Annotated in this window: 25 protein-coding genes and 2 pseudogenes; 10 read left to right on the top strand and 17 right to left on the bottom strand. The window is 69.1% G+C overall.

Going from position 1 to position 26,842, the window contains the following annotated elements; genetic code table 11:
- Positions 1 to 146 precede the first annotated feature (146 nt).
- The 9 genes and pseudogenes from epsF to x551_RS03585 form a co-directional block, all read left to right on the top strand.
- Positions 147 to 1,424 (top strand): annotated as a pseudogene (epsF, locus tag x551_RS03625) (chain length determinant protein EpsF); the annotation flags it as partial.
- Between the two features lie 253 nt (positions 1,425 to 1,677).
- Positions 1,678 to 2,523: a polysaccharide biosynthesis tyrosine autokinase gene (locus x551_RS03620; RefSeq protein ID WP_036230646.1), complete on the top strand. Its 846-nt coding sequence runs from the start codon at positions 1,678 to 1,680 to the stop codon at positions 2,521 to 2,523.
- Positions 2,524 to 2,537: 14 nt separating this feature from the next.
- The gene (locus tag x551_RS03615; RefSeq protein ID WP_231497555.1) at positions 2,538 to 3,647 is read left to right on the top strand and encodes a glycosyltransferase family 2 protein; all 1,110 of its coding nucleotides are present in this window, start codon (positions 2,538 to 2,540) and stop codon (positions 3,645 to 3,647) included.
- Between the two features lie 15 nt (positions 3,648 to 3,662).
- The gene (locus x551_RS03610; RefSeq protein ID WP_051495593.1) at positions 3,663 to 4,919 is read left to right on the top strand and encodes a glycosyltransferase family 4 protein; all 1,257 of its coding nucleotides are present in this window, start codon (positions 3,663 to 3,665) and stop codon (positions 4,917 to 4,919) included.
- Entirely contained in the window at positions 4,916 to 6,193 is a 1,278-nt protein-coding gene (locus x551_RS03605; protein ID WP_036247580.1) for a lipopolysaccharide biosynthesis protein, read from the top strand. Before x551_RS03610 ends, x551_RS03605 begins: the two co-directional genes overlap by 4 nt.
- Positions 6,187 to 6,366, top strand: a complete 180-nt coding sequence (locus x551_RS25735) for a hypothetical protein (protein WP_036247577.1) — start codon at positions 6,187 to 6,189, stop codon at positions 6,364 to 6,366. The genes x551_RS03605 and x551_RS25735 overlap by 7 nt, the downstream gene beginning before the upstream one ends.
- A gap of 209 nt (positions 6,367 to 6,575) precedes the next feature.
- Entirely contained in the window at positions 6,576 to 7,814 is a 1,239-nt protein-coding gene (locus x551_RS03595; protein ID WP_152543390.1) for a polysaccharide pyruvyl transferase family protein, read from the top strand.
- Between the two features lie 16 nt (positions 7,815 to 7,830).
- A complete protein-coding gene (locus x551_RS23265; protein ID WP_051495595.1) occupies positions 7,831 to 9,039 on the top strand; it encodes a glycosyltransferase in 1,209 nt (402 codons plus the stop codon).
- A gap of 30 nt (positions 9,040 to 9,069) precedes the next feature.
- Complete coding sequence (locus x551_RS03585) at positions 9,070 to 10,251, top strand: acyltransferase (protein WP_036230654.1); 1,182 nt, start codon at positions 9,070 to 9,072, stop codon at positions 10,249 to 10,251.
- Here x551_RS03585 and x551_RS23260 read toward each other — a convergent pair.
- The 13 genes and pseudogenes from x551_RS23260 to x551_RS03520 form a co-directional block, all read right to left on the bottom strand.
- Complete coding sequence (locus x551_RS23260; RefSeq protein ID WP_051511828.1) at positions 10,206 to 11,243, bottom strand: glycosyltransferase family A protein; 1,038 nt, start codon at positions 11,241 to 11,243, stop codon at positions 10,206 to 10,208. The genes x551_RS03585 and x551_RS23260 overlap by 46 nt on opposite strands.
- Before the next feature lie 8 nt (positions 11,244 to 11,251).
- Positions 11,252 to 12,613, bottom strand: a complete 1,362-nt coding sequence (locus x551_RS03575) for a hypothetical protein (protein ID WP_036230666.1) — start codon at positions 12,611 to 12,613, stop codon at positions 11,252 to 11,254.
- A gap of 3 nt (positions 12,614 to 12,616) precedes the next feature.
- Positions 12,617 to 13,501: a glycoside hydrolase family 16 protein gene (locus x551_RS03570; protein ID WP_036230670.1), complete on the bottom strand. Its 885-nt coding sequence runs from the start codon at positions 13,499 to 13,501 to the stop codon at positions 12,617 to 12,619.
- A complete protein-coding gene (locus x551_RS03565) occupies positions 13,498 to 14,688 on the bottom strand; it encodes a glycosyltransferase (protein ID WP_036247575.1) in 1,191 nt (396 codons plus the stop codon). The genes x551_RS03570 and x551_RS03565 overlap by 4 nt, the downstream gene beginning before the upstream one ends.
- On the bottom strand, positions 14,688 to 15,749 hold the full coding sequence (locus x551_RS03560) for a glycosyltransferase family 2 protein (RefSeq protein ID WP_036230676.1): 1,062 nt from the start codon (positions 15,747 to 15,749) through the stop codon (positions 14,688 to 14,690). Before x551_RS03560 ends, x551_RS03565 begins: the two co-directional genes overlap by 1 nt.
- Before the next feature lie 8 nt (positions 15,750 to 15,757).
- Positions 15,758 to 16,510 (bottom strand): exosortase C-terminal domain/associated protein EpsI, encoded by a 753-nt coding sequence (locus x551_RS03555; RefSeq protein ID WP_036247573.1) that lies wholly within the window; start codon positions 16,508 to 16,510, stop codon positions 15,758 to 15,760.
- Positions 16,507 to 17,463: an exosortase B gene (xrtB, locus tag x551_RS03550; protein WP_036247569.1), complete on the bottom strand. Its 957-nt coding sequence runs from the start codon at positions 17,461 to 17,463 to the stop codon at positions 16,507 to 16,509. Before xrtB ends, x551_RS03555 begins: the two co-directional genes overlap by 4 nt.
- A gap of 66 nt (positions 17,464 to 17,529) precedes the next feature.
- The gene (locus x551_RS03545; protein ID WP_036230682.1) at positions 17,530 to 18,723 is read right to left on the bottom strand and encodes an acyltransferase; all 1,194 of its coding nucleotides are present in this window, start codon (positions 18,721 to 18,723) and stop codon (positions 17,530 to 17,532) included.
- 25 nt (positions 18,724 to 18,748) lie between these two features.
- Positions 18,749 to 19,516, bottom strand: a complete 768-nt coding sequence (locus x551_RS03540) for an SGNH/GDSL hydrolase family protein (RefSeq protein WP_036230685.1) — start codon at positions 19,514 to 19,516, stop codon at positions 18,749 to 18,751.
- A gap of 150 nt (positions 19,517 to 19,666) precedes the next feature.
- Positions 19,667 to 20,667: pseudogene (locus tag x551_RS03535) on the bottom strand (NAD(P)H-dependent glycerol-3-phosphate dehydrogenase).
- A gap of 28 nt (positions 20,668 to 20,695) precedes the next feature.
- Positions 20,696 to 21,187 carry a protein-export chaperone SecB gene (gene secB, locus x551_RS03530; protein ID WP_036230692.1) on the bottom strand — a complete coding sequence of 164 codons (492 nt, stop codon included), beginning with the start codon at positions 21,185 to 21,187 and terminating at the stop codon, positions 20,696 to 20,698.
- A 182-nt stretch (positions 21,188 to 21,369) separates the two neighbouring features.
- Complete coding sequence (gene grxC, locus x551_RS03525) at positions 21,370 to 21,645, bottom strand: glutaredoxin 3 (protein WP_011828315.1); 276 nt, start codon at positions 21,643 to 21,645, stop codon at positions 21,370 to 21,372.
- Positions 21,646 to 21,770: 125 nt separating this feature from the next.
- On the bottom strand, positions 21,771 to 22,187 hold the full coding sequence (locus x551_RS03520) for a rhodanese-like domain-containing protein (RefSeq protein ID WP_036230695.1): 417 nt from the start codon (positions 22,185 to 22,187) through the stop codon (positions 21,771 to 21,773).
- A gap of 93 nt (positions 22,188 to 22,280) precedes the next feature.
- On the opposite strand from x551_RS03520, the gene gpmA reads away from it, so the two are divergent.
- Positions 22,281 to 23,024, top strand: a complete 744-nt coding sequence (gene gpmA / locus x551_RS03515) for a 2,3-diphosphoglycerate-dependent phosphoglycerate mutase (RefSeq protein ID WP_011828313.1) — start codon at positions 22,281 to 22,283, stop codon at positions 23,022 to 23,024.
- Between the two features lie 9 nt (positions 23,025 to 23,033).
- Here gpmA and x551_RS24955 read toward each other — a convergent pair whose 3' ends face one another.
- The 4 genes from x551_RS24955 to x551_RS03495 all read right to left on the bottom strand — a co-directional run bounded on the left by x551_RS24955 (position 23,034) and on the right by x551_RS03495 (position 26,836).
- Entirely contained in the window at positions 23,034 to 23,666 is a 633-nt protein-coding gene (locus x551_RS24955) for a hypothetical protein (protein ID WP_152543389.1), read from the bottom strand.
- A 110-nt stretch (positions 23,667 to 23,776) separates the two neighbouring features.
- Positions 23,777 to 24,526, bottom strand: coding sequence for a lysophospholipid acyltransferase family protein (locus x551_RS03505; protein ID WP_036247566.1), 750 nt, complete (start codon positions 24,524 to 24,526; stop codon positions 23,777 to 23,779).
- Between the two features lie 31 nt (positions 24,527 to 24,557).
- Positions 24,558 to 25,877 carry a dihydroorotase gene (locus x551_RS03500; protein ID WP_036247565.1) on the bottom strand — a complete coding sequence of 440 codons (1,320 nt, stop codon included), beginning with the start codon at positions 25,875 to 25,877 and terminating at the stop codon, positions 24,558 to 24,560.
- Positions 25,874 to 26,836, bottom strand: a complete 963-nt coding sequence (locus x551_RS03495) for an aspartate carbamoyltransferase catalytic subunit (protein ID WP_036247562.1) — start codon at positions 26,834 to 26,836, stop codon at positions 25,874 to 25,876. Before x551_RS03495 ends, x551_RS03500 begins: the two co-directional genes overlap by 4 nt.
- Positions 26,837 to 26,842 lie beyond the last annotated feature (6 nt).

Raw genomic sequence — 26,842 nt, 5'->3', positions numbered from 1 at the left:
CCCTCCCGCCCGCAGTGCCCGCGGCTTCGGCCTCGGCCGCCGCGCGTGCCGCGCTCGATGCCGAGGCCCGCAACAAGGGCATCCAGGGGCTGCGCTGAGCCGCCGGCCTGCCCCTTTCCACGCCACGCCCCATCGCGCTCACGCCCATGACCTTCAGCCAGTTCTTCACCATCGTCCGCGCCCGCTGGACCTCGGGCTTCCTCGTCCTCGCCGTGATCGTGGCGTGCGCGGTGGCGGTCAGCCTGTTGCTGCCGAAGCAGTACACGTCGACCGCTTCGGTGCTGATCGACGTGAAGCTGCCCGACCTGGGCGGCAACACCGCGGCGGCCGGCGGCATCGTGCCGCTGGGGTTCATGGCCACGCAGCTCGACGTGGTGCGCAGCGAGCGCGTGGCACTGCGGGCCCTGCGCAGCCCGGGCCTGAAACTCAACGAAAGCGTGGAGCTGCGCGAGCAGTGGCAGGCGGCCACCGGCGGGCAGGGTGACTTCGAGGCCTGGCTGGCGGCGTTGATCCAGAAGAAGCTCGACATCCTGCCGGCGCGCGAATCCAACGTCATCACCCTCGCCTATTCGTCGCCGGACCCCAAGTTCTCTGCTGCGGTAGCCAACGCCTTCATGCAGGCCTACATCGACACCACGCTCGACCTGAAGGTCGAGCCGGCCAAGCAGTACAACGCCTTCTTCGATGAGCGTTCCAAGCAAACCCGCGAGGCGCTGGAACAGGCGCAGGCCAAGCTGTCGGCGTACCAGCAGCAGAAAGGCATCGTGGCCACCGACGAGCGGCTCGATGTGGAGAACACACGGCTCAGCGAGCTGACCACGCAGATGGTCGTGCTGCAGGGTCTTGCCGTCGAATCGCGCGGCCGGCAGGACGAGGCGACCGGCAACAACGACCGCATGCAGGAAGTGCTGGCCAACCCCGTGGTGGGCGCACTGACCGCCGACCTGTCGCGCCAGCAGGCGAAGCTGAACGAGCTGAACGAACGCCTGGGCGACAACCACCCGCAGGTGGTGGAACTGCGCGCCAACATCGATGAGCTCCGCAAACGCGTGCAGGCCCAGACCAGCCGCGTGGCCGGCAGCCTGAACGCCAACAACAACGTGAACCAGGTGCGGTTGGCCCAGCTCAACGCCGAGATCCAGCAGCAACGCAGCAAGCTGCTGCAGCTCAAGGGCCAGCGTGACGAAGCAGCCGTGCTGCTGCGCGACGTGGAGAACGCCCAGCGCGCCTACGACGCCGTCCTCACCCGGGTGAACCAGACCAGCATGGAAAGCCAGAACACCCAGACCAACGTGTCGGTACTCAAGCAGGCCACGGCACCGGCGTTCCCGTCGTCGCCGCGGCTGCTGCTCAACGTGGCGGTGGCACTCGTCATGGGCACGCTGCTCGGCATCGGTCTGATGCTGGCACGCGAACTGCTGGACCGACGCATGCGCACCGTCGACGACGTGGTCACCGGGCTCCGCCAGCCGTTGCTGGTGACTCTGCCGCGCGCCAGCCGCAGCGCGGGGGGCGGCTCGCGACTCAAACTCACCAAGCGCGCGTCGTCCGTGGCCTCGCCGGCCCTGCCCGATCATGAGACGCGAACCGATCATCGCTCACCAGCCGCTCGGCGCCTCGGCCGGGCCGGCGGACGCCGACAGCCCCACGTTGTCCGCCGCCGAGGGCACCGAGGACGTGAACGACCTGCACGACCGCTCCATCGGCGAGATCATCCGCGACGCCAAGCGCCTGAACGACGCGCAGATCGACAAGATCCTCGCCTACCAGCGCAAGCACGGCCTGCGCTTCGGCGAGGCCGCGGTGGCGCTCAAGCTGGCGACCAACGACGACGTGCTGTGGGCGTTGTCGCAGCAGTTCCACTACCCCTATGCGCCTGACGGCAAATCGGATTGCGACCCGGAACTGGTGGTCGCCGCCAACCCGTTCAGCGAGCAGGCCGAAGCCTTCCGCGAACTGCGCAGCCAGCTCATGATGGGCGTGCTGAGCCTCAGCGAGGCGCGGCGCGCATTGGCCGTGGTGAGCCCCGACGTGGGCGATGGCAAGACCTTCGTCGCCGCCAACATGGCGGTGGCCTTCAGCCAGCTCGGCGGGCGCGCGCTGCTGGTGGACGCCGACATGCGCACGCCGCGCCAGCACAAGCTGTTCGGCATCGACAACAGCAACGGCCTCAGCAGCATTCTTTCGGGGCGCTCGCGGCAGAACGTGATCCACCAGGTGCCCGACCTGCCCACGCTGTTCGTGCTGCCGGTGGGCGCGGTGCCACCCAACCCGCTGGAGCTGGTGCAACGCCCGGCCTTCGGGTTGCTGATGCACGAGCTGCTGTCCAAGTTCGACCACGTGGTGGTCGACACACCGGCTTCGGTGCATGGGGCCGACGCCCGCGTGGTGGCCGCGAAGTGCGGTGCCGCCCTGGTGATCGGACGGCGCGGCAAGAGCCGCATGAAGAGCATGCAGACGCTGATCAACGCCCTGGCCAAGGGCCCCGCCCAGCTGGCGGGCGTGATCGTCAACGAGCAATAGGCTCCGGAGCCGCCGTGTTGCAAGCGCTTCGATCCCCAGGCGCCGACGGCGGCGTGGTGGCGCCGGCCCGCACGGGCGACGAGATCCGCGTCTCGGTGGTCATCCCCAACTACAACTACGCGCGCTTCATCGGCGATGCCATCGACAGCGCGCTCGCGCTCGACTGGCCGCACGTGGAGGTGATCGTCGTCGACGACGGTTCCACGGACGGCTCGCGCGAGGTGATGGCCCGCTACGGCCCGCGCATCACCGCGCTCCACCAGGACAACCAGGGCCAGGTGGGCGCGTGCAACACCGGCTTCGCGGCATGCCGCGGCAACGTGGTGATCTTCCTCGACTCCGACGACGTGCTGGACCCGAGTGTGGTGCGCGAAGCCGCCGCCGTGTGGCGGCCGGGCATCAGCAAGGTGCAGTTCCAGATGCGCAGCGTGGACGCCGCGCTGCGACCGCTGGGCAGCGTGTTGCCGCAGTACCACCTGGTGCCCACGCCGGAGGAAGCGCGCCGCTGGGTCATGACCACCAGCGCCTACCCCACCCCGCCGGGTTCGGGCAACGTGTACAGCCGCGAGTTCCTTCAGAAGATTTTCCCGCTCGACCACGCGGGCGGCCGCGCCGCCGACTCCTGCTGCATCGCCGCCGCGCCCTACCTGGGCGACGTGATCACCGTGCCCAAGCCGCTGGTGAGCTACCGCATCCACGGCCAGAACGACGGCGCCTTCAGCGAACTCGACACCCTGCGCTTCGGCCGCGAGGTGACGCGCGCCACGCAGCTGTTTGCCTATGCACAGCGCACGGCGGCGCGCGTCGGCATCCAGGTGCCGGACGACGCGGTGCGCTACAGCCTCACGCTGCTGCCGTATCGCGTGGCCTCGTACCGGCTGGCGCCCGATACCCACCCGCTGCCGCGCGACAACCGGCTCAACCTGATGGGCGACCTGCTGCGCGGCTGGGGCCGGCCGCAGGGCATGCGCCTGCAGGCGCGTGCAGCGATCACCCTGTGGACGGTGCTCGTGCTGGTGGCACCGGCACCGCTGGCGCGCCGGCTGGTGCTGTGGCGCTTTGCGCCCGGCACGCGGCCGAAGCTGCTGATGCAGTCGCTGCGGCAGCTGGGTGTGGTGCGGTAGCGGGCGGGCGCAGTCATGAAGATCCTTGTCGTCTCGCCTGTTCCGACCGATCCGGTCGACGCAGGCAACCGCGCGCGCATCGCCACCCTCACGCAGGAGCTTGTGCGTGGCGGCCACACAGTGCACTTCGCCTGTCTGCCGCTCGAGACCTGCGATGAAGGCGCGATGCGCGCCCGCTTCGGCGCCAACCGCCTGCACATGCTGCCCACGCCACCAGCCACTGGCGTGGCCGCACGCATGGCCGGCTTGCTGCGGCGCGCAGGCCGGGCACTGAAGATCGACGCCGCCTACCGCTGGCCGCTCGACGCCTGGTACGACGAGGCGTGCACAGCCGCGCTGCGGAAGCTGCAGGCGGCGCACCGCTTCGACGCCGTGTTCGTGGAATACGTATTCCTGTCGAAGGCCTTCGACGCCTTCGAGCGTGACGTGATTCGCGTGCTCGACACACACGACCGCTTCGGCCTGCGCCACAGGCACTACCTTGACGCGGGCATGAAGCCACAGTGGTTCTCGACCACGCTGTCCGAAGAGGAACGCGGCTTCCGGCGCGCCGACTACGTGCTGGCAATCCAGCCCACCGAGGCGCGCGACTTTGCGGCCCGCCTGGCTGGCGCCGCGACGCGCGTGCTGCAGGTGGGGCACCTCATCGACATCGGCGAACCCGTGAAGTCCGCTGACCGCCCTGCGGTGGTGTTCGTCGGCTCCGGCAATCCGCTCAACGTGCAGGGCGCGCGCTACTTCATCGGCCGCGTGTTGCCGCTCGTGAGGCAGCAGCGACCGAATGCGGAGCTGCTGCTGGTGGGCGGTGTCTGCACTGCGATCCCCGATGCGCCGGGGGTGGTCAAGCTCGGCTTCGTACCCGACCTGCGCGATGCGTTCTCTGCGGCGGGCGTCTTCGTCAACCCGGTGCTCGCCGGCACCGGCGTCAACATCAAGCTGCTCGATGCCATGGCCGCCGGCATGCCGATCGTGTCGACCACGTCCGGGGCGCGCGGTCTGGGCGAGCACGGCGGCTCCGCCTTCCTCATGGTTGAAGACGACGACGCGGCGGGCTTCGCTCGCGAGGTGCTGCGCCTGCTCGACAGCACGGCTGACCGCGCGCAACTGGCGCGCCGGGCGCGCGATGCGGCCCTCGCCTGGAATGCGGCGCAGCTCACCGCCCTGGAAACCGCATTGCAAGCACAGCAGCCAACACCGGCAACACACGCGCGGCCACCCCTTCCTGCAGAAGCCATCGCGCTCACCTTCCGCTCGGTGAACATCAAGCAATGACCTCATTGCATACCAAGGTCAGAGCCGGTCTGATCTGGTCCACGATCCAGAACTGGAGCATCCGCCTGAGCGGGCTGCTGCTGTTCATGTTCATGACTCGCTTGCTTTCGCAAGACCAGATCGGCCTTTTCGCTGCGGCTTCCGTCGTTCTGGCGTTGACTGGGCTACTGGCGGAGCAAGGTCTCGGCGAAGCCGTCGTCCAGACTCAGCACATCAGCGAGGAGCAGTTGAACTGCGTGTTCTGGCTCAATCTCGGCCTTGCACTGCTGCTGGCAGGCGCACTTTGGCTCCTTGCGCCGACCATCGCCGCCTGGATGAGTCTTCCGACCTTGACGGATGTGCTGCGTGTGACGTCGGTGACGGTTCCGATTGCCGCAGCGGCATTCAGCCAAACGGCAATGAACAAGCGCGAGTTCCGCTACAAATGGCTCGCACAAGTGAATCTGGCATCCATCGTTGTAGCCGGCGTGATCGCAGTGACATTGGCCGCGGGTGGCTTCGGCGTGTGGAGTCTTGTAGCGCAAAGTGTGGTTGGCGCCACATGCGTCTCTGTGATGCTGTTGGCCCGGCCGCAATGGAAACTGTCGCGGCGGGTCGACATGCGTGGTACACGCTCGCTCGTCTCGTATGGCAGCTATCGGCTCGCGTCGAATCTCCTGGACTTTGCGAGCACGCGCTACATCGATGTGTTCCTGGTAGCGACTGTCGGGCCTGTGGCCTTGGCGGTGTACACGGTGGGTATCAAGGTCTACCAGGCGCTGATGCAAACGTTGAGCGCCTCGATCCTTGATGTCATCCTCAACGGCTTCTCCAGGCTTGCATCGGACCGCGAGGCTCTGCTTGCGGCCTACTACCGAAGCGTCACGTTGACGGTCACCGTTGCAGTTCCGGTGTTCTGCCTGGTCGCGGCAGTAGCGCCCTCGTTGACGGTGGTCCTGTTCGGCGAGAAATGGCTAGACAGCGCCGAGGTCATGCGCTTCATGTCGGCGCTTGCCGTCGTCCAGGTGGTCCAGTTCTACAACGTGACCCTGTACAACGCGATGGGCAAGCCTCGCGTAGGTTTGGTTCTCATGGTCGTCAAGATCGCCGTCACCGCGCTAGCGCTCTACCTTGCGCGAAATGACGGTCTGACCGGCATCCTGATGGCATTTGTGGCCAGCCAGCTGGCGATCACGCCGATCAATTTCTACCTCCTCCGGCGTCTGGTCGGCGTTTCGCTTCGGCGGCTCGCGGGTCGGTTGTGGCCCTTCTTCGCCGCGAGTGCCTCATGGTGACGACGGTCGTGTTCCTCACGGCGCAGCTGTCGCATGCCCCGATTGGCAACCTGCTGCGCCTATTGGCTCTCACCGGCTGCGGGGGGCTCACCTATCTAGCGACTGTCAGGTTGCTAGCCCCTTCGGCTCTGAACGACACCTTGTCGCTTATCAAGCGGCCCCGCACCACCTGATCCTCAACTGGCGAGATTCACCCGTGCTTCGCAAACTTCTGGCTCACCCCCGTCAGTACTTGAAAAACTGGAGAGACGTTTCGTCCCTGCGGACTGCGGCACGTCGCGTGAACACACGGGAGATCAGTGCAGTTTCAGTGAGTTCCGGAAGGCTGTTGGTCTTGCCGTGCGACCCCTGGACGCTCGATGGGTCCAAAGGCGACGAGGCCATGATCCAAGGCTTGATTACCAAGCTTCGTATCGATCGTCCGGACTTGGAAGTTGGTGTCGTCGTCGCTTCGGATCAGGCCCGCGCCCGAGCCAAGGTTCTGGGCTTTGCACCGATTGACGCATGGGACTGCGGCTTTGAGGAGGCCGTGCGCGCCATGCTGGTCTTCGGTCCCGAATTGATGGTGACGATCGGGGCCGATGTGATGGATGGGTACTACAGCCCGCTCACCACTTCCAAGCTACTTCTGCTGTCGGATGCCATGGCGAGACGGGGTGTTCGCACGATCGTTTCGGGCTTCAGCTTCAACGCGTCGGCCAACCCGCTCGTGCGTGACGTCTTCGATGAACTGAGCGCGCGCATAAAGCTCAACGTGCGCGATCCAATTTCGTTCGATCGGTTCCAGCGGTTCACGCGCACGCCGGCCCGATTGGTTGCCGATGCAGCCTTTCTGCTCGAACCTCGCGCCGACTTCCCATCCATGGCAGAAGCCGCCGCATGGGTGCAGGCACAGCGCGATCTTGGCAACACCGTTCTGGGCTTCAACATGCACCCGATGCTGATCAAGAATGCGTCGGGGGAACAACTGGCTCGCCTGATCGACGCATCGGCAACGAGCATCTCAGCGGTCGCCGAGACGCGGCCCGTCGCCTTCCTCTTCCTGCCGCACGACTTTCGCGGAAAAGACGGCGACGACGCGTGTCTCGGTCCCATTTTCCGTGCGGTCTCCGGACGTCTGGGCGATCGCGTTCGCTATGACAGCACGCCGATCGCCGCGGCGAACCTGAAGGCGTTGGCCGGGCTAATCGATGGCGTGGTGACTGCGCGCATGCATCTGGCCATCGCAGCGCTCGGCATGGGTCGGCCGGTGGCGTCGTTGACTTATCAAGACAAGTTTCAAGGGCTCTTTGCGCACTTCAGCTATCCGGAGAAGTTCTTGTTGGACCCCAGTGGCGCGGCTGATGCCCAGCGTCTGACAACGCTGCTGAACGACTTCGTCGACAACCTTCCAGCCCTTCATCGGATAGTCGAATCTGCACTGCCGCAAGTAAAGAGCATTTCCGCTTCGCAGCTCAGCGAGCTTGCCACTTCGACACCAAGCGCGGCACGGCTCGTGGAAGCTCGGTCGTGTCATGACACCGCCGATAAAGACGACAACGCCACTACGCATGAGCCCGCGACAACCATGACACATCGCGAATTTCCCTCCTTGGCCAAAGCGCGACTGCAGCACTATTGATTCGATACGAACTCAGATGTCGAAGAGAGTCCTCCTACTCACGTACATCTCCCCGCTGCAGAAATGGGGCTCGGCGCAGCGCAGCCGTCACCTCATCGACGCCCTGCTGCGCCATGGTGCGGTCGATGTGCTGGTGCTGCGCTTCGACGGGCGCGGATCAAGTGCACCGCCGGTGACCGTGGCCGATTTCCACGGTGCCCGCGTCGTCGAGATCGGGGTCACCGTCGGAAGCCTGTCGAGCCGACCGCGCTTCGACCTGCCTTCGGATCACGTCACTCGCACCGTGGAGCAGCACGTCGACCTGGCGAGCTACGACCTCATCGTGAGCCGCTACGTCAAGCCGGCCTTGAAGCTGCAGTTGCCGCCGCACGTGCCTGTCGTCGTCGACTTCGACGACGCGGTCTACGAGCCCCCGTGGCGCGCGCTCTCGACCCTCAAGATGTGGGTGGGCGCCTTCACGCGGCTGCTCAACGACCGTCTGCTCGTGCGGCTTCGCGTGGGAAGCCGGCCGCACGCGCACTACTTCTTCTGCCGCGAAGCCGAGCGCCGCTACTTTGCGGCCCTGCCCGGCTCGGTTCTCCCCAACCTGCCTGCCGCGCCTGAGCGCAACGGGCCTCCGCCATACGACCCGCCCAGCAGTCCGGCCCTGATGTTCATCGGCCTGCTCGACTACATGCCGAACACCGACGCCGTGGACTGGTTCCTGGCAGACATCTGGCCACGCGTCCGCGAAGCGGTCCCAGAGGCGCGATTCCTGGTGGTCGGGTCCGGCGCTGCGCCGCTGCTGGCGCGCTGGAGCCAACATGCCGGCGTCGAGACGCTGGGCTTCGTGGACTCGCTCGCCGATGCGTATGCGCAGGCCACCGCCTGCGTCGTGCCCATGCGCGGGGGCGCAGGCACGAACATCAAGGCGCTGGAGCCTTTCCAGTATGGCCGGCCGGTCATCGCCACATCCCACGTGCTGTCGGGCTATGACGGCCTGTTCCGCGACGGCATCGACATGCTGAGCGCTGATGATGCCGATGCGTTTGCGGCGCACTGCATCGCGCTGCTGCGCGAGCCGGCCCGCGCCGAGTCGTTGGCGCGCAACGGATACGAGAGACTCTGCTCTCGACTGAGCAAGGAGCATTTCATGGCGGTGGTCGATGCCGCCGTCGCACCGCTCCTCGCGTCATCGCCGAACCGACCTGCGCCCACAGACGCCATCGTCAGCAAGGGCACATGAACCGTTTCGGGTCGGCCGCGGGGTAGCTGCATGAACTGGCTCGCGCAACGGTTCGAACTGTCGCGCGGCGGCCAGGCAGACAACGTCCGGCCGATGGAGGGGCTGCGCGGCTTCGCGGTGTTCCTGGTTTTCCTCACGCACTACGCGAGCATGGTGACGCCGTGGATCGCGGACAGTCCCGCGACGCTGCAGCTGGCCTTCGGGCTGCGCGCCTTCGGCCACGCCGGCGTCGACCTGTTCTTCGTGCTCAGCGGTTACCTGATCTATGGCTCGCTGATGCGGCATCCGCAGCCGTTTCTCCGCTTCATGCGGCGCCGGATCGTCCGCATCTACCCCAGTTTCCTGGCCGTGTTCATCGCCTACGTGCTGCTGTCGTTCGCGTTTCCTGCGGAGAGCCGCATTCCCGAGCCGGCCACCGCAGCCGCCCTGTACCTGCTGCAGAACCTGCTGTTGCTGCCTGGGCTGTTTCCCATCGAGGCCATGATCACCGTGGCCTGGTCCCTGAGCTACGAGATGTTCTTCTACCTGGCCACGCCGGCCATCATCGGTGCGCTGGGCCTGCGGGCGCGCAGCCGCCGCTGGCGGGTGGCATGCCTTCTGGCGCTGGCCGGGGCGCTGGCGCTGCACGGAGCGCTCGCGGGCGGGCCCATCCGGCTCATGATGTTCGTGGCGGGCATGCTGCTGCACGAAGCCATGGTGCCTCCGCGGACCGTACCTCCCGTGGCCGGTCGCACGGGGCTGCTGGCGCTGCTGGTCGGCCTGGGCAGCATGCTGTTGCCTGTCGAGGGTAGCCGGGTCCTGCAGACGCTGCAGGTCTGCATCCTGTTCGTCGCGTGGCCGCTGCTCTGCCTGGCGTGCTTCCAGTCGCCGTCGGCCCGCTTGCCGCGCAGCTTCTCGTGGACGCCTCTGCGCTGGCTGGGCAACATGAGCTATTCCTACTACCTGCTGCATGGCCTGGTGCTCAATGCCGGCTTCCTGCTGCTCGCTTGGGCCTGGCCGCCGGCAGTTCAGGGGGCATGGCTGTTCTGGGCCGCGCTGCCCGTCCTGTTCGTGCTGACACTGGGGCCCACGGCGATGCTCTTTCTGCTGGTCGAGCGGCCGTTGTCGCTCATGACCACGCGCGCGCCGGCGCCCGCCCTCCAGGCCGGTCCCGGACAGCCGTTGCGTCAGGAGCGTGCGGTGGCCAGCCCCACGGAGCGCCGCAGCGACTGAAGCAGTTCACTGCGGTTGAAGCGCAGGTGCAGGAGCGCCGGCACGGCCCGCCGCGGCGCGAGCGCCAGCACGCTGAACCACCCCAGGTGACCCACGCGGTGCTTGAGCGACAGGGGCTCCGACACGATGAGTGACACCGCTCGCCGCACCAGCGACCCGGGCGAATCGTGCTCCTGGCCGGTGTAGGCCAGACCGAGCTTCAGCGCCATGAGCCGGTAGTTCAAGAAGGGCAGTTCGCGGTCCAGCACGTTGCCGGCCGGCAGGAACACGCCGCGCTGCTGCGCGTGCAGTTGCATGAAGGCCACTTCGCGCTGGCGGGTGTGGATGCGGAACGGCAGACGCGAATGGTCGGACCCGTCGCTGGACCACATGTTGGCGCCGTGCACCCGGTAGGCGCCCAGCACCTGTGGCAGCACCTTCACGTCGCCGTACACCGGCGCCACGGTGTTCAGGTGGCCATCGGGGCCGTGCTCGATGCGCAGCGGAAACATCGGCTCCAGAAACCAGCGCGAGTAGGCGTTGCCGGTGGTCACGGGCCAGCGGTAGGTGCCGGTGCGCAGGAAGGCGCTGCGGGCCTCGGCCGTGCCGTAGCCGCTGGCGAAGTTGCAGAAGCGGCGGCCGGTGTCGCGGCCGTCGGCGTCGATGATCTTCAGGTCGTACTGCAGCTTGGCGCAGGCTGGCGTCCAGGCCGCCGCCACGGCGGCCAGCGCGCCAGGTTCCAGCAGGTCGTCGGCGTCGAGGAAGATCACCACGTCGCCGCTCGATTCCGAGAAGCCGCGGTTGTAGGCGGCGATGGAGCCCTGGTTCACCTGGTCGATCACCACCACCTGCGGCGCGTAGCGCTCGATCACTGCCAGCGAGCCGTCGGTGGAGCCGTCGTTGACGACCACCACCTCCGACTCGGGATGCGCCTGCGCCAGCGCGCTCTCGATGGCCTGCCCCACGTAGCGGGCGTAGTTGAAGCAGGGGATCACCACGCTGATCTTGGGCAAGGGGGATGTCATCTCGTTTCGGTTCCGCTGGGCTTGGCGTCCATCGACGTGTCCGACGCCGACGAAGATGTTGCATCGGCGTCCGTGGATGCTTCGGTCACGACGCGCCGGCCCAGCGCCACGCCGGCCAGCGGCATCAGGCCAATGAGCACCAGCGTGAAGTAGTTGTTCTCGGGCGTCAGCAGGTGCCCGCCCATCAGCAGCCACGAGAAGAACAACACGGCACGCAGCTGCTGCGGCACGCGCGGCCGGTACAAGGCCGTGGCGAACAGCGCGACGAAGGCGACGAAGCCGAGCAAGCCATATTCGAACAGCAGCTTGGCCCAGGTGGGGTCGTGGAAGTCATAGGAGGACGACGGGCCGAGCCGGTAGATGGTGCCGGGCCCGTGGCCCAGCCAGAAGCTCCAGGCGTCGCTCATCATCGTGTCGGCGATGACGCGGAAAGGCGCGACGTAGCGGATGTACGCGCTGCTGCGCTCGGAGCCGAACTCGCCGATGCGGCCGAGCGTGAACGACAGGTTCAGTGCGTCGCCCAGCACCAGCACCGCCAGGCCGCCGACCAGCGCCACCGCGCCCAGCCGCAGCACCGTGCGCAGGCCCAGCGGGAACAGCAAGCCGATGAACAGCGCCAGGATGCCGGTGCCCGAATAGGTGAGCAGCAGTGCCAACGCGAACGCGCCGATGCGCGGCAGGCGCTTGTAGAGCGCCACCTCGACCAGCAGCGCGAACGCCATGGTGAACGAGAAGCCCGACGGCTCGCGGAAGAAGAAACCGTTGGACTTGAACAGCGAACCGACCGGGATGACGGTGTTGAATCCGCTCGGCCCTCGCAGGATGAAGGGAATGGATTCGGTGAAGTCGAACAGCCACGGGGGCTTCATCACGAATTGGGTGAAGAACTGCGCGATGCCCGCGAAAGCGCAGAACAGCGCGATGTTGGAGAAGCAGCGCATCACCCAGTCGGCGTCGTTGCGCCCGGTGGGGTCGGGCTTGAGGACGAACAGGAAGGGCACGAACATCACCACCAGCAGCAGCAGCGACGAGAACGACGAACGGTCGATCTGCGAGAAGTTCAGGTTGGTCAGCATGCTGGCCGCCGCGACGGCGATGCACAGCACGTAGAGGAACACGCGCTCGACCGCAAAGCTCAGCCGGCTGGATGCCAGCGCCACGCCGAGCACGCCGAACATCGCCAGCAAGGTGACGTTGGCCGAATAGCTGCCGAAGTTCAGCCCGAAGCGCTGCAGCACGGTGGTGGAGAGCAGCAGAAAGACGATGGAGCCGCGCAGCGCCCTGCCCTGGTGCCGCGTGTCGGCAGCGTCCAGCGGCGCCTGGGCGTCGAACGGGGCCGTGGTGGAGAGGCTGTGCATGGTTCAGCGCTGCCAGACGCGGATGTAGTCGATCTCGAGGCTGGCCGGCAGCGACGCGGCGTTCGGCGGGCCGGGCCAGTTGCCGCCGATGGCCAGGTTGACCAGCACATGGGCCGCACCGGCGTCCCGGCCGTCGTTGTGCACCCAGAGGTAGTCGCGGTCGGTCACCAGCACCCCGTCCACGTAGTGGCGCACGCTGTCGGGTGTCCACTCGACCGAGAACACGTGGAACTGTTCGGCGAAATCGGTGCCCGGCACATAGGTCTTCTGCGCGTCGAGCCTGCTGACGCGCTGCTTCGCGTTCTTGGTGCCCACGCCGTGCAGAAAGTGGAAGCTGCGCCGCGTGCCGCCGTCGCCGTTGTTCACGATCTCCACCACGTCGATCTCGGGTGGCCAGGTCTGGTCCTGCGGGTTGAGCCAGAACGCGGGCCAGGTGCCGCGACCCGGCGGCGCCTTCATGCGGATCTCGTACACGCCGTACTGGCCGCTCCAGCGCGAACGCAGCATGCCGCTCTCCACCTTGCCGGGCTTCAGTTCGCCGGGCGCACGGGCCACCAGCGACAGGCCGGTGTCGGTGAAGACGTGGTTGTTGTTGTCGCGATAGCGGCTCCACTCGTCGTTCACGTGATCGAGCGTGCCGTTGGCGAAGATGTAGCGGGTGAAGAACTCCTTGCGCAGCGCGGCGTCGTCGCGGATCAGCGTCTTGAAGTCCCAGTTCTTCACCAGCCTGTAGCCCGATTCGCGCACCGGCGCGACCGGCTGGCTGGGCACGCTGGCGGCCACGCTCCCGCCCTGCGGTTGCGCGCAGGCCGTCAGCAGGCCGGGTCCGCAGGTGGCCGCAGCGGCCATCACGGCCAGTCGGGCGGTGAGAAGGCGGCGGTTGTTCATTGCGCCGGCGGCTGCGGTTGGACCTTGGGAGGCCGGGCGCGTGCGGAGCGTGCGTCGATGGCCTGCTGGTACAGCACCCGCGTCGTGACGCCGATGCCGGCCCAGGTGCTGCCGGGCGGCAGGGGTCGCGGCATGGAGCGGTGGATCACCGCGTCGGCCAGCGCCGTGGCCAGTGCGCCGATGTCTTCCGGCGGCACCAGCGCGCCCTGCGTGCCGTGCTGCAGGTCTTCGGCAAAGATGCCGACGCGGCTGGCGATCATCCACTTGCCGAGCGACTTGACGAGGTAGTACACGCCGCTGGCGTCGATCTGGCGGTAGGGGAACACGAAGGCATGGGCCTGGGCGAACAGATCGGCCATCTCCTGTTCCGAGAGGCGCTGGGGGCGCAGCTCGATCGCGTCGTCGAGCTTCAGCTCCGCGATGCGGGCCTGCAGCGGCGCGAGGTCCATGCGCGGCCGACCGGCCACGATGAAGCGCGACTGGCGGCGCACATCGGCCGGCAGGCGGGCCACTGCCTCGATCAGCACGTCGAGCCCCTTGTAGGGCTTGATCTCGCCGAACAGCACGAAGCTCCAGCGCGGGTCGTCACGCCGCAGGCCGGCCGGCGACGGCGTGGCCTGCAGGCGCAGCGGGCCGTGCGGGATCACGGCCAGCTTGCCGGCCGACACGCCGCGCTTCACCAGCCGCTCGCGGCCGGCCAGGGTGTGCACGATCACGCGGTCGGCCAGCTTGATGGGCAGATCGAACGCCAGGTTCTGCAGCAGCGACATGCGCTCGCCGTTGAAGGGCACCGTGTCGTGCACGGTCAGAACGACCGGGCAGCGCATGCGGATGAACAGGATGGCCAGCGTGTCGAGCGGCGGCACCACCACCCACTGGAAGTGCACGACCGCCGGGCGGCGCACCACCACGCGCCGGCACAGCTGCAGCAGGCCGATCGCGTGCGACAGGCCCTTGGCCAGGGCACGCAGCGCACGCGGCAGGCCCGGGGCCTCGTCGATGACCTTGTAGAAGAAGGGGTCGACGTGGGCCTCGGGGAGCTCGGGGCGGTCGCCCTTGCGTGTGGGCCGCACGGCCCACGTGGGCTGCACGCCGGCCGCAAGCAGTCCTTCGGTGAGCGCCGCGTCGTAGGGTGCGGTGAACAGCGAGGGATCGACCAGCAGAACGTTCAAGGTGGACGGGTTCATCAGGCGGGGGCTCTCGTTTCAGCGGGCCACAGGGGGGCGGCCAGCACCGGCTGCCAGGCCTGCTCGCGCCGGCCCACCAGACCCGACAGGAAGCCCAGCGCCCAGGCCGTGTGCATGGTGGCGGCGGCCACGCCGGCCAGCAGGCCGCAGGCCGAGCGGTGCCGCACCGCCATCAGCAGCGACGTGAGCAGCAGCACGCCGACGTAGAACGCCGGCCACGCCAGCAGCCCGGCGAACCAGGGACTGATCGCGACAGCCAGCACCGACAGCAGCAGATGCGCGGGCACGGCAAGCTGCCGCAGGCGCAGCGAGCCCGGATGGCGGCGCGCAGTGCGCGAGCGTCCGGCGCCGTAGCGGAAGTACTGACGCGCCAGCGCCGGCAGGCTGCTGCGCGGGTGGTAGCCGAGGCGGATGTCGGCGTCCAGGTAGATGCGGGCACCGAGGGCGCGCTGCCGGCAGTCGAGCTCGGCGTCCTCGTTGTGCGTGAAGCTCTCGTCGTAGCCGCCGGCGCGGCGGAACATGTCCATGCGGAATGCGGCGTGATGGCCATGGTCGACAAAGCCGCTGCGGTGGCCGCCGCGATGCGCCGAGCCGCCGGTGCCGACCGGCGAATTGGACACCCAGGCCACGGCGCGCTCGAGGCAGCCGTGGCCGATGGAGTCCATGGGCACCACCACCGCATCGGCGCCGGAACGGGCCAGCGTATCGAGCAGGCGCTGGCAGAAGCCGGCGGGGTAGACGGCGTGGGCGTCGCAGCGGATCAGCACGTCGGCCTCGCGGCCGAACTGCCGCGCCGCCAGGTTGAGCGCCGCGCTCTGGATGCGCGCCGGGTTGTGCAGCCACTGCACCGCGGGTTGCTGCGCTGCCACGGCCTGGACCTTCTCGACGGTGCCGTCGGTGCTGCCGCCGTCGACGACGATGATGCGCCAGCTCGCGGAGGCCGGCGGATCCGCCAGCAGCCCTGCGAGCAGGCCGTCGATGTGGGCCGCCTCGTTGAGCGTGGGGATCACGAGCAGGACGCGGGTTGCGGCGGCCGGTGAGGCAGAAGGTTCGACAGGCATGGTGGGGTTCAGAGGAGCAGGAGCGCACGCACCTCGGGCGTCAACGCTGCAGTGAACTCGGACAGGAAGTGCTCGATCTGCGGATAGGCCGCCGCTGCTTCGCGCGGGTCGGCGACGATGCGTGAGGCGCGCACCAGCGCGCCGTCTCGCAGGCGGCCCTGCAGCCCCTCGGCCAGCAGGTGCAGGCGGGTGTCGAACGCGTTCTGGCTGTAGATGCCGCCCATGCGGATCCAGTAGCTGACGGCCTCGGTGTGGTGCATGCTGCGCGCCACCATGCGCATGCCGTCGACGGGCTGCGTGCCTGCGGCCGCCACACCCAGGCGGGCCGGATCGAGCGACAGCACCTCGAAGCCGACGGCCGTGTAGCAGACCTCGGGCCGATGCACCTTGACCTCCTGGCTCTGCTGCCGGGTGTAGGCCACCGCGAGCAGGATCTGTTCCCCGCGCACGTTCTGGTAGGTGCGCAGCAGGGTCTGGTCATAGGGTTGGCTGATGAGCCGTTCGCCGTCGCGGTCGACCGCCAGATCGACCTGTTCTCGCAGCGAGGGCACGAGCCGCCACTCGCCGATGACCGGGGGCACCGCCAGTTCGAGCTGCGGCAGCGGACCCGCGCCCGCCGCGCCCGGCAGCGCGCGAGGCGTGAGCTGCCAGGCCGCCACGGCGGCCAGCAGCATCAGCAGGAACACGGCGAGGCTCGAACGCCAGGACAGGCCCGCGCGGGCGCCCGCCGATGCCGTGGGCGTCGTCAGGGCCGCGCTCATTGCGGCGCCTCGTGCCGGACGCCGCGCAACGCGGGGAGCCGGCGCAGGGCGGTGTCGGCCAGCACCGTCATGCACAGCGCCGCGGCGAACAGCACCATGCCCGAGAAGCCATGAATGAAGCCCTGCCCCGCGGCGTCGCCGTAGTGGTGGGTGATCAGCACCAGCACCACGACGCGCAGCACGTTGGAAGCGAACGAGATCGGCACGATCAGCACCGCGAGCACCGCATTGCGCAGGGCCGATGCGTGGCGGACCACGTTGAGGTAGAGCAGCCCGAAGGCCTCCAGCATGAACAGCGAGTTCAGGCCCGAGCAGGCGTCGGCCACCTGCAGCTTGTACTGGCCGACGGTCAGGACCACGCCGGCACGGGCGATCGGGTAGCCGGCGGCGTGCAACAGATGTTCGACAACGTAAGAAACGCCGATCTTCAGGGGCTGCGTGATCGCGTCGACCATCGAACCCGGCATCGGGATCAGGAAGCACAGGAACAGGAAAGCGAACCACAGCCTTCGCGTGGTGGGCGCGCCCAGCAGCAGCAGCGAGCAGCCCAACAGCACCGGCAGCAGCGACGCCACCTCCAGGACCGGGAAGGACTGCGAACGCCCGAGCACGTAGACCAACAGCCCCACGGCGAGCAGCAGCCAGCCCGGCACCGACCGCCGCGCGCTGGAGCCTGCCGATCCGTCGGCGAGTGCCGGCCGGATCTGCTGGTAGAAGAGCCAGACGACGACCGCCAGCACGATGGGGCCGTGCGAGTGGGTGTCGGTCTGCCACAGGCCCTGCGCGAGGTCCGTGATGCTGGGCAGGTAGAGCAGCAGCAGCCCGGCTGCCACCGGCAGCAGCGGGCGAGCGGCGCGCGCCGCCCCACCGGACGCTCCGGCCTCGCTCGAGACGGCCCGCTGCGCATCGACCCGTCCACCGGGTGCGCGCGCTGCGGGAACGTGAATATTCATCGGTGCAGTTTACGCACTTGCTGCGCCGCAACAAACGTGACGAGCGTGACTGTAGGTTTCTCCGGTTCAGAAGCGCGAGGCGGCCTCGAGACCGACCGTCCCGTGAGCCGTCGGCAGCCGGGCCGGGCGCGAACGCGGCAGCAGTGCCTGCTCGAAACGCGGCCTCAGCCAACGCGCCACATGGCGGTAGTGGCGCTCGAACGCGAGATAGAGCCCGTAGGCGACCAGGTGCGAGAGCAGCACGCCGCCCACGATGGCCAGCCAGCGGGGCGCGCCACGGGTCGTCTCCCAGACGACGATCAGCACGGTGTTGTGGATGAGATAGAGGCTGTAGCTGTAGGACGCGAAGAAGCGGCACGCCCGTTCGACGGGAGCGGGAACGGAGCGGGCATTCAGGAGATGGCACAGCACGCCGAACATCACCAGCGCGATCAGGGCCGCCGTCTGCAGGTCGTAGGGGTCGAAGCCGATCTTGGCTGCGCGGCCCGCCAGCGCCACCGAACCCAGGGCCACCAGCCACACGGCCAGCCAGCCGCTGCGGCGGTAGGCCGGCAGTCGAGCGAACGCCCATCCGGCCGCCGCACCGACGAGCCAGATCAGCGTCAGCGACTTGCCGCCGCCGGCAGCGGCGTTCCACACCAGCACCGGAAAGCTCAGCGCGGCCAGCGGCCAGAGGTAGCGGCGGCGCAGCCGCTCCTGGCACAGCACACAGAAGGCGAACAGGCCCATCGCGACGTAGATCCACATCTCGACCGACACGGTCCAGAACGGCTCGGCGGTATTGTAGGGCCGGATGCGCCAGGGCATGTCGAGGCGCAGCATCTCGAGGAACTGGAAAATGCTGTGATCCTGCAGCTGCAGCAGGTTGCCGAGGAAGGGCCGCAGGCCGGTGTTGACCTCGGGCGCGCCCCAGTGCGAGGAGATCAGCCACCCGTTGGCCAGCACGATGAGCAGCAAGGCGGGCACGAAGGGCGTCATGATGCGGGCGACCCGATCGGCCAGGAAGCCGGGCAGGCGGGGACCGGGCCGCGCGGCCCAGTTCAGCATCGATTGCGTGATCAGGAAACCCGACAGCAGGAAGAAGACCGCCACCGCGAGGCTGCCGCCCGGGTAGCGGATCTTCCCGTCGAAGTGGATCAGCACGATGTGCGAGCCGATCACCAGATTGGCGGCAATCGCCCTGAGTGCGTCGAGATAGGCCGTGGCGGCCGCACCGATGGGCGGTGCGGCGACCGGGGAGGACGGCGCTCGCGCGTTCATGACCGGGCGTCGGAGGCGAGGCGCATCAGCGGCGGCTCGTGCGCAGCGGCGCGAGGACGGGCTCGAGTGCCGATGTCCAGCGCTCGTAGCCCTGCGCCGACAGGTGCAGCCTGTCGGTCGCGAAGTAGCGCGGGTCGATCGATCCGTCGGATGCCGACAGCGGCTCGGCCAGTTCGACCACACTGACGCCCGCCTGCCGATCCGCGAGCGCCCGGATGCCGGCGTTGAGCTCCCTCCACTTCGCCGGATCGATCGGCGCCTGCGGGTGGGCACGCGGCGGCACGGTGCAGACGACGATCGGCAGCCCGCGGTCGTGCCGGCGCGCCATCTCGATCATCGCGACGAGGTTGGACACGGTGTCGGCCGGGGCCTGCTGGGCGCTGAGGTCGTTGGTGCCGATCTGGATCACCACGGCCGTCGGTTGAAGATCGAGCACGTCCTCCTGGAAGCGGAACAGCAGGCCGCGGCTGACGTCGCCGCCGATGCCCCGGTTGGCCACCGGCACGGAGGGGAAGTCCTGCTTCAGCGTGCGCCAGCCGGCGACCAGTGAATCGCCGGCGAACACCACCCGGCCCCGCTCGTGCTCGCGCTGCCGCCAGAATTCGCGGCGGTTGTCGACCATCCAGCCGAAGACGCGCACGACGCCCTTGCCCGGCCACTGCGAGGCTTCGGAGGGGTAGGCGGTCGGACCGGACACAGCGGCCGCCTGTGCAGGCTGCGCCGCTGCGACGGGCGCCAGGCCCGTCAGACCGGTCAGGACCAGCAGCCAGACGGCGAGGTATCGGGTGAACAAGGCGTCTCCTGCGTTGGGGGTCGCAGGAGTTTGAGCGGCGATGCGTGCATTTCCCTGCAACAACAGGGCAGAGGCGTAACCAAGAGCGACGTCCTGACGGGAGGCTGCGTACAGCCAGTCACGTCGATGCGATGCGAGAGCGGGACGCGCTCAGTCCGGCGCGTGGCCTTCGGCCCTCGCCTGCCGCCGCATCAACCGCTCCAGCGCCTGCGCCGGCGTCAGCCGCCCGTCGAGCACCGCCACCACGGCGGCGGTGATGGGCATGTCGACGCCCAGCGCCTGCGCGCGCGCCAGCACGGTGGCGGCGCTGTACACGCCCTCGGCCACGTGGCCCAGCGCGGCCAGCACCTCGGGCAGCGAGCGGCCTTGGGCCAGTTGCAGGCCGACCTGGCGGTTGCGCGACAGATCGCCGGTGGCGGTGAGCACCAGGTCACCGAGGCCGCTGAGGCCCATGAAGGTGTCCACGCGCGCGCCCAGCGCCGTGCCCAGGCGCGTGATCTCGGCCAGGCCGCGCGTGACGAGCGCCGCGCGCGCGTTGAGGCCCAGGCCCATGCCATCGGCAATGCCGGTGGCGATGGCGATGACGTTCTTGACCGCGCCGCCGACCTCCACGCCCACCGGGTCGGCGGAGGTGTAGACGCGCAGCGACTCGCTGTGGAAGGCCTCGACGGCCTGGTTGCGCAGCGCCTCGTCGGTGCTGGCGGCCACCAGCGCGGTGGGCTGGCCGCGCGCGACCTCGAGCGCGAAGCTCGGTCCCGACAGCACACCCACGCGGGCTGCCGGCGCCACCTCGCGCGCCACCTCGTGGCCCAGTGCGCCGGTGCCGGCCTCGAAGCCCTTGCACAGCCACCACAGCCCGGCGCCGCTGGCGGCACAGCGGGCCAGCATCTCGCGCAGGCCCGACATGGGCGTGGCGATGACGATCAGGCCGCCGTCCGCCTGGGCGTGCGCGATCGCCATGTCCAGGTCGGCCGTGAGGCGCAGCGCGGCGGGCAGCGCCACGCCGGGCAGGTAGCGCCGGTTGTCGCGGCTGGCCTCGATGTGCGCGGCCTGGGCGGCATCGCGCGCCCACAGCAGGGTGTCGTGCCGCGGCGCGATGCCGACGGAGAGAGCCGTGCCCAGGCACCGGCGCCGAGGACCGTGATGCGCATGCGCGGCGGGCCGGGCTGGCGGCGCGGATCAGGCGTTGGTGATGATCGGCGAGCCGCCGTTGCCGTTGCTCACCGCGCCTTGCTGCTGCGCGGCGGCCTGCTGTTGGGCTTCGTACATGGCCTGGAAGTTCACCTCGGCCAGGTGCACCGGCGGGAAGCCGGCACGGGTGATGATGTCGGCCACCGTCGCGCGCAGGTAGGGGTAGACGATGCCGGGGCAGGCGATGCCCAGCACCGGCTGCGTCTGGCCGTCGGGCAGGTTGCGGATCTCGAAGATGCCGGCCTGCTTGGCTTCGCACAGGAACAGCGTCTTGTCGGCGACCTTGGTGGTGACCGTGGCGGTCACCGACACCTCGTAGATGCCGTCGGCCACGGTCTCGGCATTGACGGCCAGGCTGATGTCGACCTGCGGCTGCGACTGCTCGAGCAGGATCTGCGGCGAATTGGGCTGCTCCAGCGACACGTCCTTGAGGTAGACGCGCTGGATCTGGAACACGGGGTTGGAGTCTTGCTCGGCCATGGTGGGCATCCGTCAGGGGCTGGGCCGGCTCGAACCGCGGGGCCGTGGGAGGCATCGCGGGTTGGAGGGCCTTGAACAAACAAACGGCCCGCCGTCGTCGACGTCGGCGGGCCCTGGGGCATGGAACCGCCGGATTATGTCGCAGCGGGGTGGCAGCGACCGGCTTGCCGGCCTGCCGTCAGTCAGGCCGGGGACTGCTGCTGCAGCAGCGGCATCAGGCCGCCGCGCTGGTCGAGCGCGATGAGTTCGTCGCAGCCGCCCACATGGGTGTCGCCGATGAAGATCTGCGGCACGGTACGCCGGCCGGTCGCCTGCATCATGGCGTCGCGCTGCGCGGGGTCGAGGTCGATGCGAATCTCCTCGATCTGCTCCACGCCGCGCTGCTTCAGCAGTGCCTTGGCCCGGATGCAGAACGGGCAGACCTGGGTGGTGAACATCTTGACGGTGGAGGACGACATGGCGGGCAATCGGTGGAACGAGCCGCCAGTGTCACGGAATCGACACGTCCTTGCCGGGCTGCGGGTTTGATTTGCGCGGCAATGCGCGGCATTTGGCGCTATCTCGTCGATAGGCCCGGGCCCGCTCAGGCCGCCGACTTCTCCACCGGCAGTTGCGCCTCGCGCCAGGCCGCCAGGCCGCCGATCACGATGCTGGCCTTCTCGTAGCCGAGCTTGCGCAAGGTGGCGACGGCGCGGTTGGCGCGCGCGCCGGTCGGGCAGATCACCAGCACCGGCAGGCTCTTGTTGGTGGGCAGGCCCTTGGCGCCGCTCTCCAGCCCGGCGAGCGGGATGTTGCGGGCGTTGCTGGCGTGGCCGGCGGCGTACTCGGCGGGCTCGCTCACGTCGATCAGCACCGCCTTCTCGCGGTTGATCAGCATCACCGCCTCGGCGGTGGACACGCGGTTCGGGCCGCCGCCGCGAGCGATCAGCGGCCAGACCAGAAGACCGCCCGAGGCGAGCGCAGCGAGGACCAGATACCAGTTGTCGAGGAGAAACTTCACGGTGGGGGCGCGCGCGGCCGGCGCGGTCAGGGAGGCGGAAAGACAGCGATTCTAGAATCTGCGGCTATTCCCATTGCTGCCGCGACCCGCCTCATGACCCAACTCGTGCTGATCCGCCACGGCGAATCGACCTGGAACCTCGAGAACCGCTTCACCGGCTGGACCGACGTGGAACTCACTCCCACCGGCGTGGCCCAGGCCCAGCAGGCCGGCCGGCTGCTGAAGCAGGCCGGCATCGATTTCGACACCGTCTACACCTCGGTGCTCAAGCGCGCGATCTGGACCGCCTGGCACTGCCTCGACGGCATGGACCGCACCTGGCTGCCGGTCATCAAGGACTGGCGCCTCAACGAGCGCCACTACGGCGGCCTGCAGGGCCTGAACAAGGCCGACATGGCCAAGCAGTTCGGCGACGAGCAGGTGCTGCTCTGGCGCCGCAGCTACGACGTGCCGCCGCCGCCGCTGGAGGCGAACGACCCGCGCAGCGAGCGCAGCGACGTGCGCTACGCGAAGCTCGCGGCCAACCAGGTGCCGCTGACCGAGTGCCTGAAGGACACCGTGGCGCGCGTGCTGCCGCTCTGGTACGGCACGCTGGCCCCGGCCATCGCCGCCGGCCAGCGGCTGGTGATCGTGGCGCACGGCAACAGCATCCGCGCGCTGGTGAAGCACCTGAACAACATCTCCGACGCCGATATCGTGGGCGTGAACATCCCGAACGGCATCCCGCTGGTCTACGACCTGGACGCCAACCTGAAGCCCACGTCCAAGTACTACCTGGGCGGGGCCGACGCCGCCGCGCAGGCGGCCTCAGTGTCCGCGCTGCAGGCGGACGGCTGAGGCCGTGCCTCAGCCCACCAGGCCGTAGAGCCGCTCCGGCACCACGCGCAGCACGAGCTGCAGGTCGGTCGCCCGGCCGGCGATCTGGCAGCCCGGCTGGGCGGTGTCGCGCGGCGTGGTGCGCACCGTGGGCAGGCCGGCGCGGTCGGCGATGGCAGCCACCATCGGCGCATGGGCGCTGGGCCCGCGGCTTGTGACGACGCCAGTTCGCCGGAGGCGAGCCGCACGAAGTCGCCCGGCGGATAGAGGCCGTATTCCTTGATCAGCGCCGCCACGCGCTCCTCGGCCCAGCCGACGCGACGCGCCCTCAACTGGCCCGCCAGCGCGGTGTGCAACGCATGCGCCACGCCGTACTCCACAGGCGCCGCGGGTCCTGGCGGATCGAGCCGTAGATCGCCACATCGGGATCGCAATCGACCCGCGCGATGAACTCGCCGGCGAAGGCATCGACGAGCGCCGGGAAGTCGTATTGATCTCCTCGACGTCGGCATAGGCGCCGCGGTCGAGCAGCGCCTCGAGCTGGGCCTCGCTGGCCACGACCTGGCCGCAGGCCAGCAGCAGCTTGCCCTCTTCGTTGCGCACGCCGAACGGCAAGGGCACACCGACCTTGATGTGGTGCGCGACCAGTTTGAGCAACTGCACGGCGTCCCCTCGACGTTCGGCCGCTCTCTGTGCCGGTGACGGCGGAACCTGCGGGAACAGCAGGGGGTGATCGACGGCGCAGCAATGCGGACATAGCCGCACTGCGCACGTCATGTGGTCGGTGGCGTCTGCAGGGCTTCGTCGATCGCGGCGCGCAGGCGCTCGGCGAGCGCGCGGCGATCGGCCTGCGCGCTGGCCTGCGGCGCGAGGAACTGCAGGTGCACCTGCAGACCCTCGGCGCAGGCCACCCACCACAGGCTCTGCACCAGCGTGGTGTCGCCGACGTAGGCCACCGCCTTGCTGACCTCGTCGTGCCGGTCGCGGTAGCGCAGCGCCACCGGCTGCACCGGCGTGCCGGTGGCGATGGAAGCCTGCAGCAGGTTGGCGTGGAAGGGCAGCAGCGCGTGGCCCTCGCCGGTGGTGCCTTCGGGGAACACCGCCACGGTGTCGCCGGCCGTCAGCGCCTCGGCCATCTGGTGCACCACGCGCAGCGCGTCGCGCTTGCGCTCGCGCTCGAGGTAGAGGCTGTCGGCCGCCTCGGTCAGCCGGCTCAGCAGCGGCCAGTGCCGGACGTCGGCCTTGGACACGAAGCGCGCCTGCGGGCAGAAGGCGTGGATGGCCACGATGTCCAGCCAGGAGATGTGGTTCGCGACCAGCAACGCCCCGCCGGGCCAGGGCTCGCCGCTGCGCCGGGCTCCGACCCCGGCCACGCGCAGCATCTTGGCGGCCCACCAGCGCACGCGCTCGCGCCGCTCGGTACGCCCGAGCGCGCGGAACATCGTCAGCACGATGGCCAGGCCGTGCAACACGTGCAGCAGCACGCGCAGCAGGCGCCACGCGGCACGCAGACGGCGCGGCATCAGGGTGGCGCGGCGGTGACGCGACGAGCGCTCATGCCGCGTCGCGCGTAGCTTCGTGCGCCACGTGGCCGGCGACCAAGGTGGCGCGCACGCGCCCCGGCAGCGCGAAACCGCTGGTGTCGAAGGCGAACGGCGTGTGCTTGCCCTGGCTGCGCAGTGCGGCCGGCGCGACGGTCCAGCGCGCCTCGGGGTCGAACACGCAGACATCGGCCACCCCGCCCTCGACGAGGCGGCCCGCGCTGGAGGCGAGCGAACCGAGCGCGTCGCCCAGCACCCGCACCGGCTCGCAGCTCACGGTGGCGAGCGCGCGGCGCAGGCCGGCGCCGCTGTCCTCGCCCCACTTGAGCGCCAGGCTCAGCAGCAGCTCCAGGCCGGTGGCACCGGGTTCGGCCTCGGCGAACGGCAGGGTCTTGGCGTCCTCGTCGACCGGCGTGTGGTCGGACACCAGCGCGTCGATCGTGCCGTCGGCCAGCCCGGCGCGCAGCGCGTCGCGGTCGCGCTGCTGGCGCAGCGGCGGCACCAGGCGCATGGCCGGGTTGAAGTAGCCGATGTCGACATCGGTCAGGTGCAGCGAGTTGATGCTGACATCGGCCGTGACCGGCAGCCCCTCGGCCTTGGCCTCGCGCAGCAGCGCCACGCCGGCCGCGCTGGACAGCCGGCACAGGTGCACGCGCGCGCCGCTGGACCGCACCAGCTCGAACAGCGTGTGCAGCGCGATCGTCTCGGCCGCCACCGGCACGCCCGACAACCCGAGCCGCGTGGCGACCGCACCGCTGGCCGCCACGCCCGAGCCCAGCCAGGGATCGTTCGGCCGCAGCCACACCGTGTAGCCGAAGGTGGCCGCGTACTGCAGCGCGCGCGACAGCACCTGCGTGTCGCGCAGCACCGCGTCGGCCTGCGAGAAGCCCACGCAGCCGGCCTCGGTGAGCTCGGCCATCTCGGTCAGCACCTCGCCGCCGAGGCCGCGCGTCAGCGCGCCGAGCGGGAACAGCCGGCAGCGGCTGAGCTTGCGGGCGCGGAACTTGAGCATCTCCACCAGCCCGGGCTCGTCGAGCGTGGGATCGGTGTCGGGCAGGCAGACCATGCTGGTCACGCCGCCGGCGGCGGCGGCGGCCAGCTCGCTCTCGAGCATGCCCTCGTGCTCGTGGCCGGGCTCGCGCAGGCGCGCGGCCAGGTCCACCAGGCCGGGCGCCACCACCAGGCCGGCGGCGTCGATGGTGCGCTCCGGCGCGAAGTCGGCCGGCACCTTGCCGATCGTGAGGATGCGACCGTTGGCGATGGCGATGTCGGCCCGCTCGTCGCGGCCCGAGGCCGGGTCGACCACGCGGCCGTTGCTGATCAGGATCTTCATGCGTTGTTCCCCGCGATCGTGCTCATGACCGCCATGCGCACCGCGATGCCGAAGGTCACCTGCGGCAGGATCACGCTCTGCCTGCCGTCGACCACCGCCGAGTCGATCTCCACGCCGCGGTTGATGGGGCCGGGGTGCATCACGATGGCGTCGGGCCTGGCGAGCGCGAGCTTCTCCTCGGTGAGGCCGAAGCTCTTGAAGTACTCGCCGGCGCTCGGCAGCAGCGCACCGCTCATGCGCTCGTTCTGCAGCCGCAGCATGATGATCACGTCGGCGTCGCGGATGCCTTCGCTCATGTCGTGGCAGACGCGCACGCCCATGTGCTTCAGGTCGGCCGGCACGAGGGTGCGCGGGCCGACCGCCCTCACCTCCGCCGCGCCCAGCGTGGTGAGCGCGTGGATGTCGGAGCGCGCCACGCGCGAGTGCACGATGTCGCCGACGATCGCCACCACGAGGTTGCTGAAGTCCTTCTTGTAGTGGCGGATCGTGTACATGTCGAGCAGCCCCTGCGTGGGGTGCGCGTGACGGCCGTCGCCGGCGTTGACCACGTGCACGTGGGGCGCCACGTGCTGCGCGATCAGGTAGGGCGCGCCGCTCTCGGCATGGCGCACCACGAACATGTCGGCGTGCATCGCCGACAGGTTGGCGATGGTGTCGAGCAGGCTCTCGCCCTTGGCGGTGGAACTGCGCGCGATGTCGAGGTTGATGACGTCGGCGCTGAGGCGCTTGGCAGCGATCTCGAAGGTGGTGCGCGTGCGCGTGCTGTTCTCGAAGAACAGGTTGAACACGCTCTTGCCGCGCAGCAGCGGCACCTTCTTCACCTCGCGGTCGTTGACGCTCAGGAAGGTGCCCGCTGTGTCGAGGATCTGCGTCAGCACCGCCTTCGGCAGGCCTTCGATCGACAGCAGGTGGATCAGCTCGCCGTGGGCGTTGAGCTGCGGGTTGCGCTTGTTCAGCATCAGGCG

Source organism: Methylibium sp. T29 (assembly GCF_000576205.1).
Taxonomy (GTDB): domain Bacteria; phylum Pseudomonadota; class Gammaproteobacteria; order Burkholderiales; family Burkholderiaceae_C; genus Methylibium; species Methylibium petroleiphilum.
Note: the sequence above shows the minus strand (reverse complement) of the source record. Positions and strands in the feature narration are given on the sequence as shown.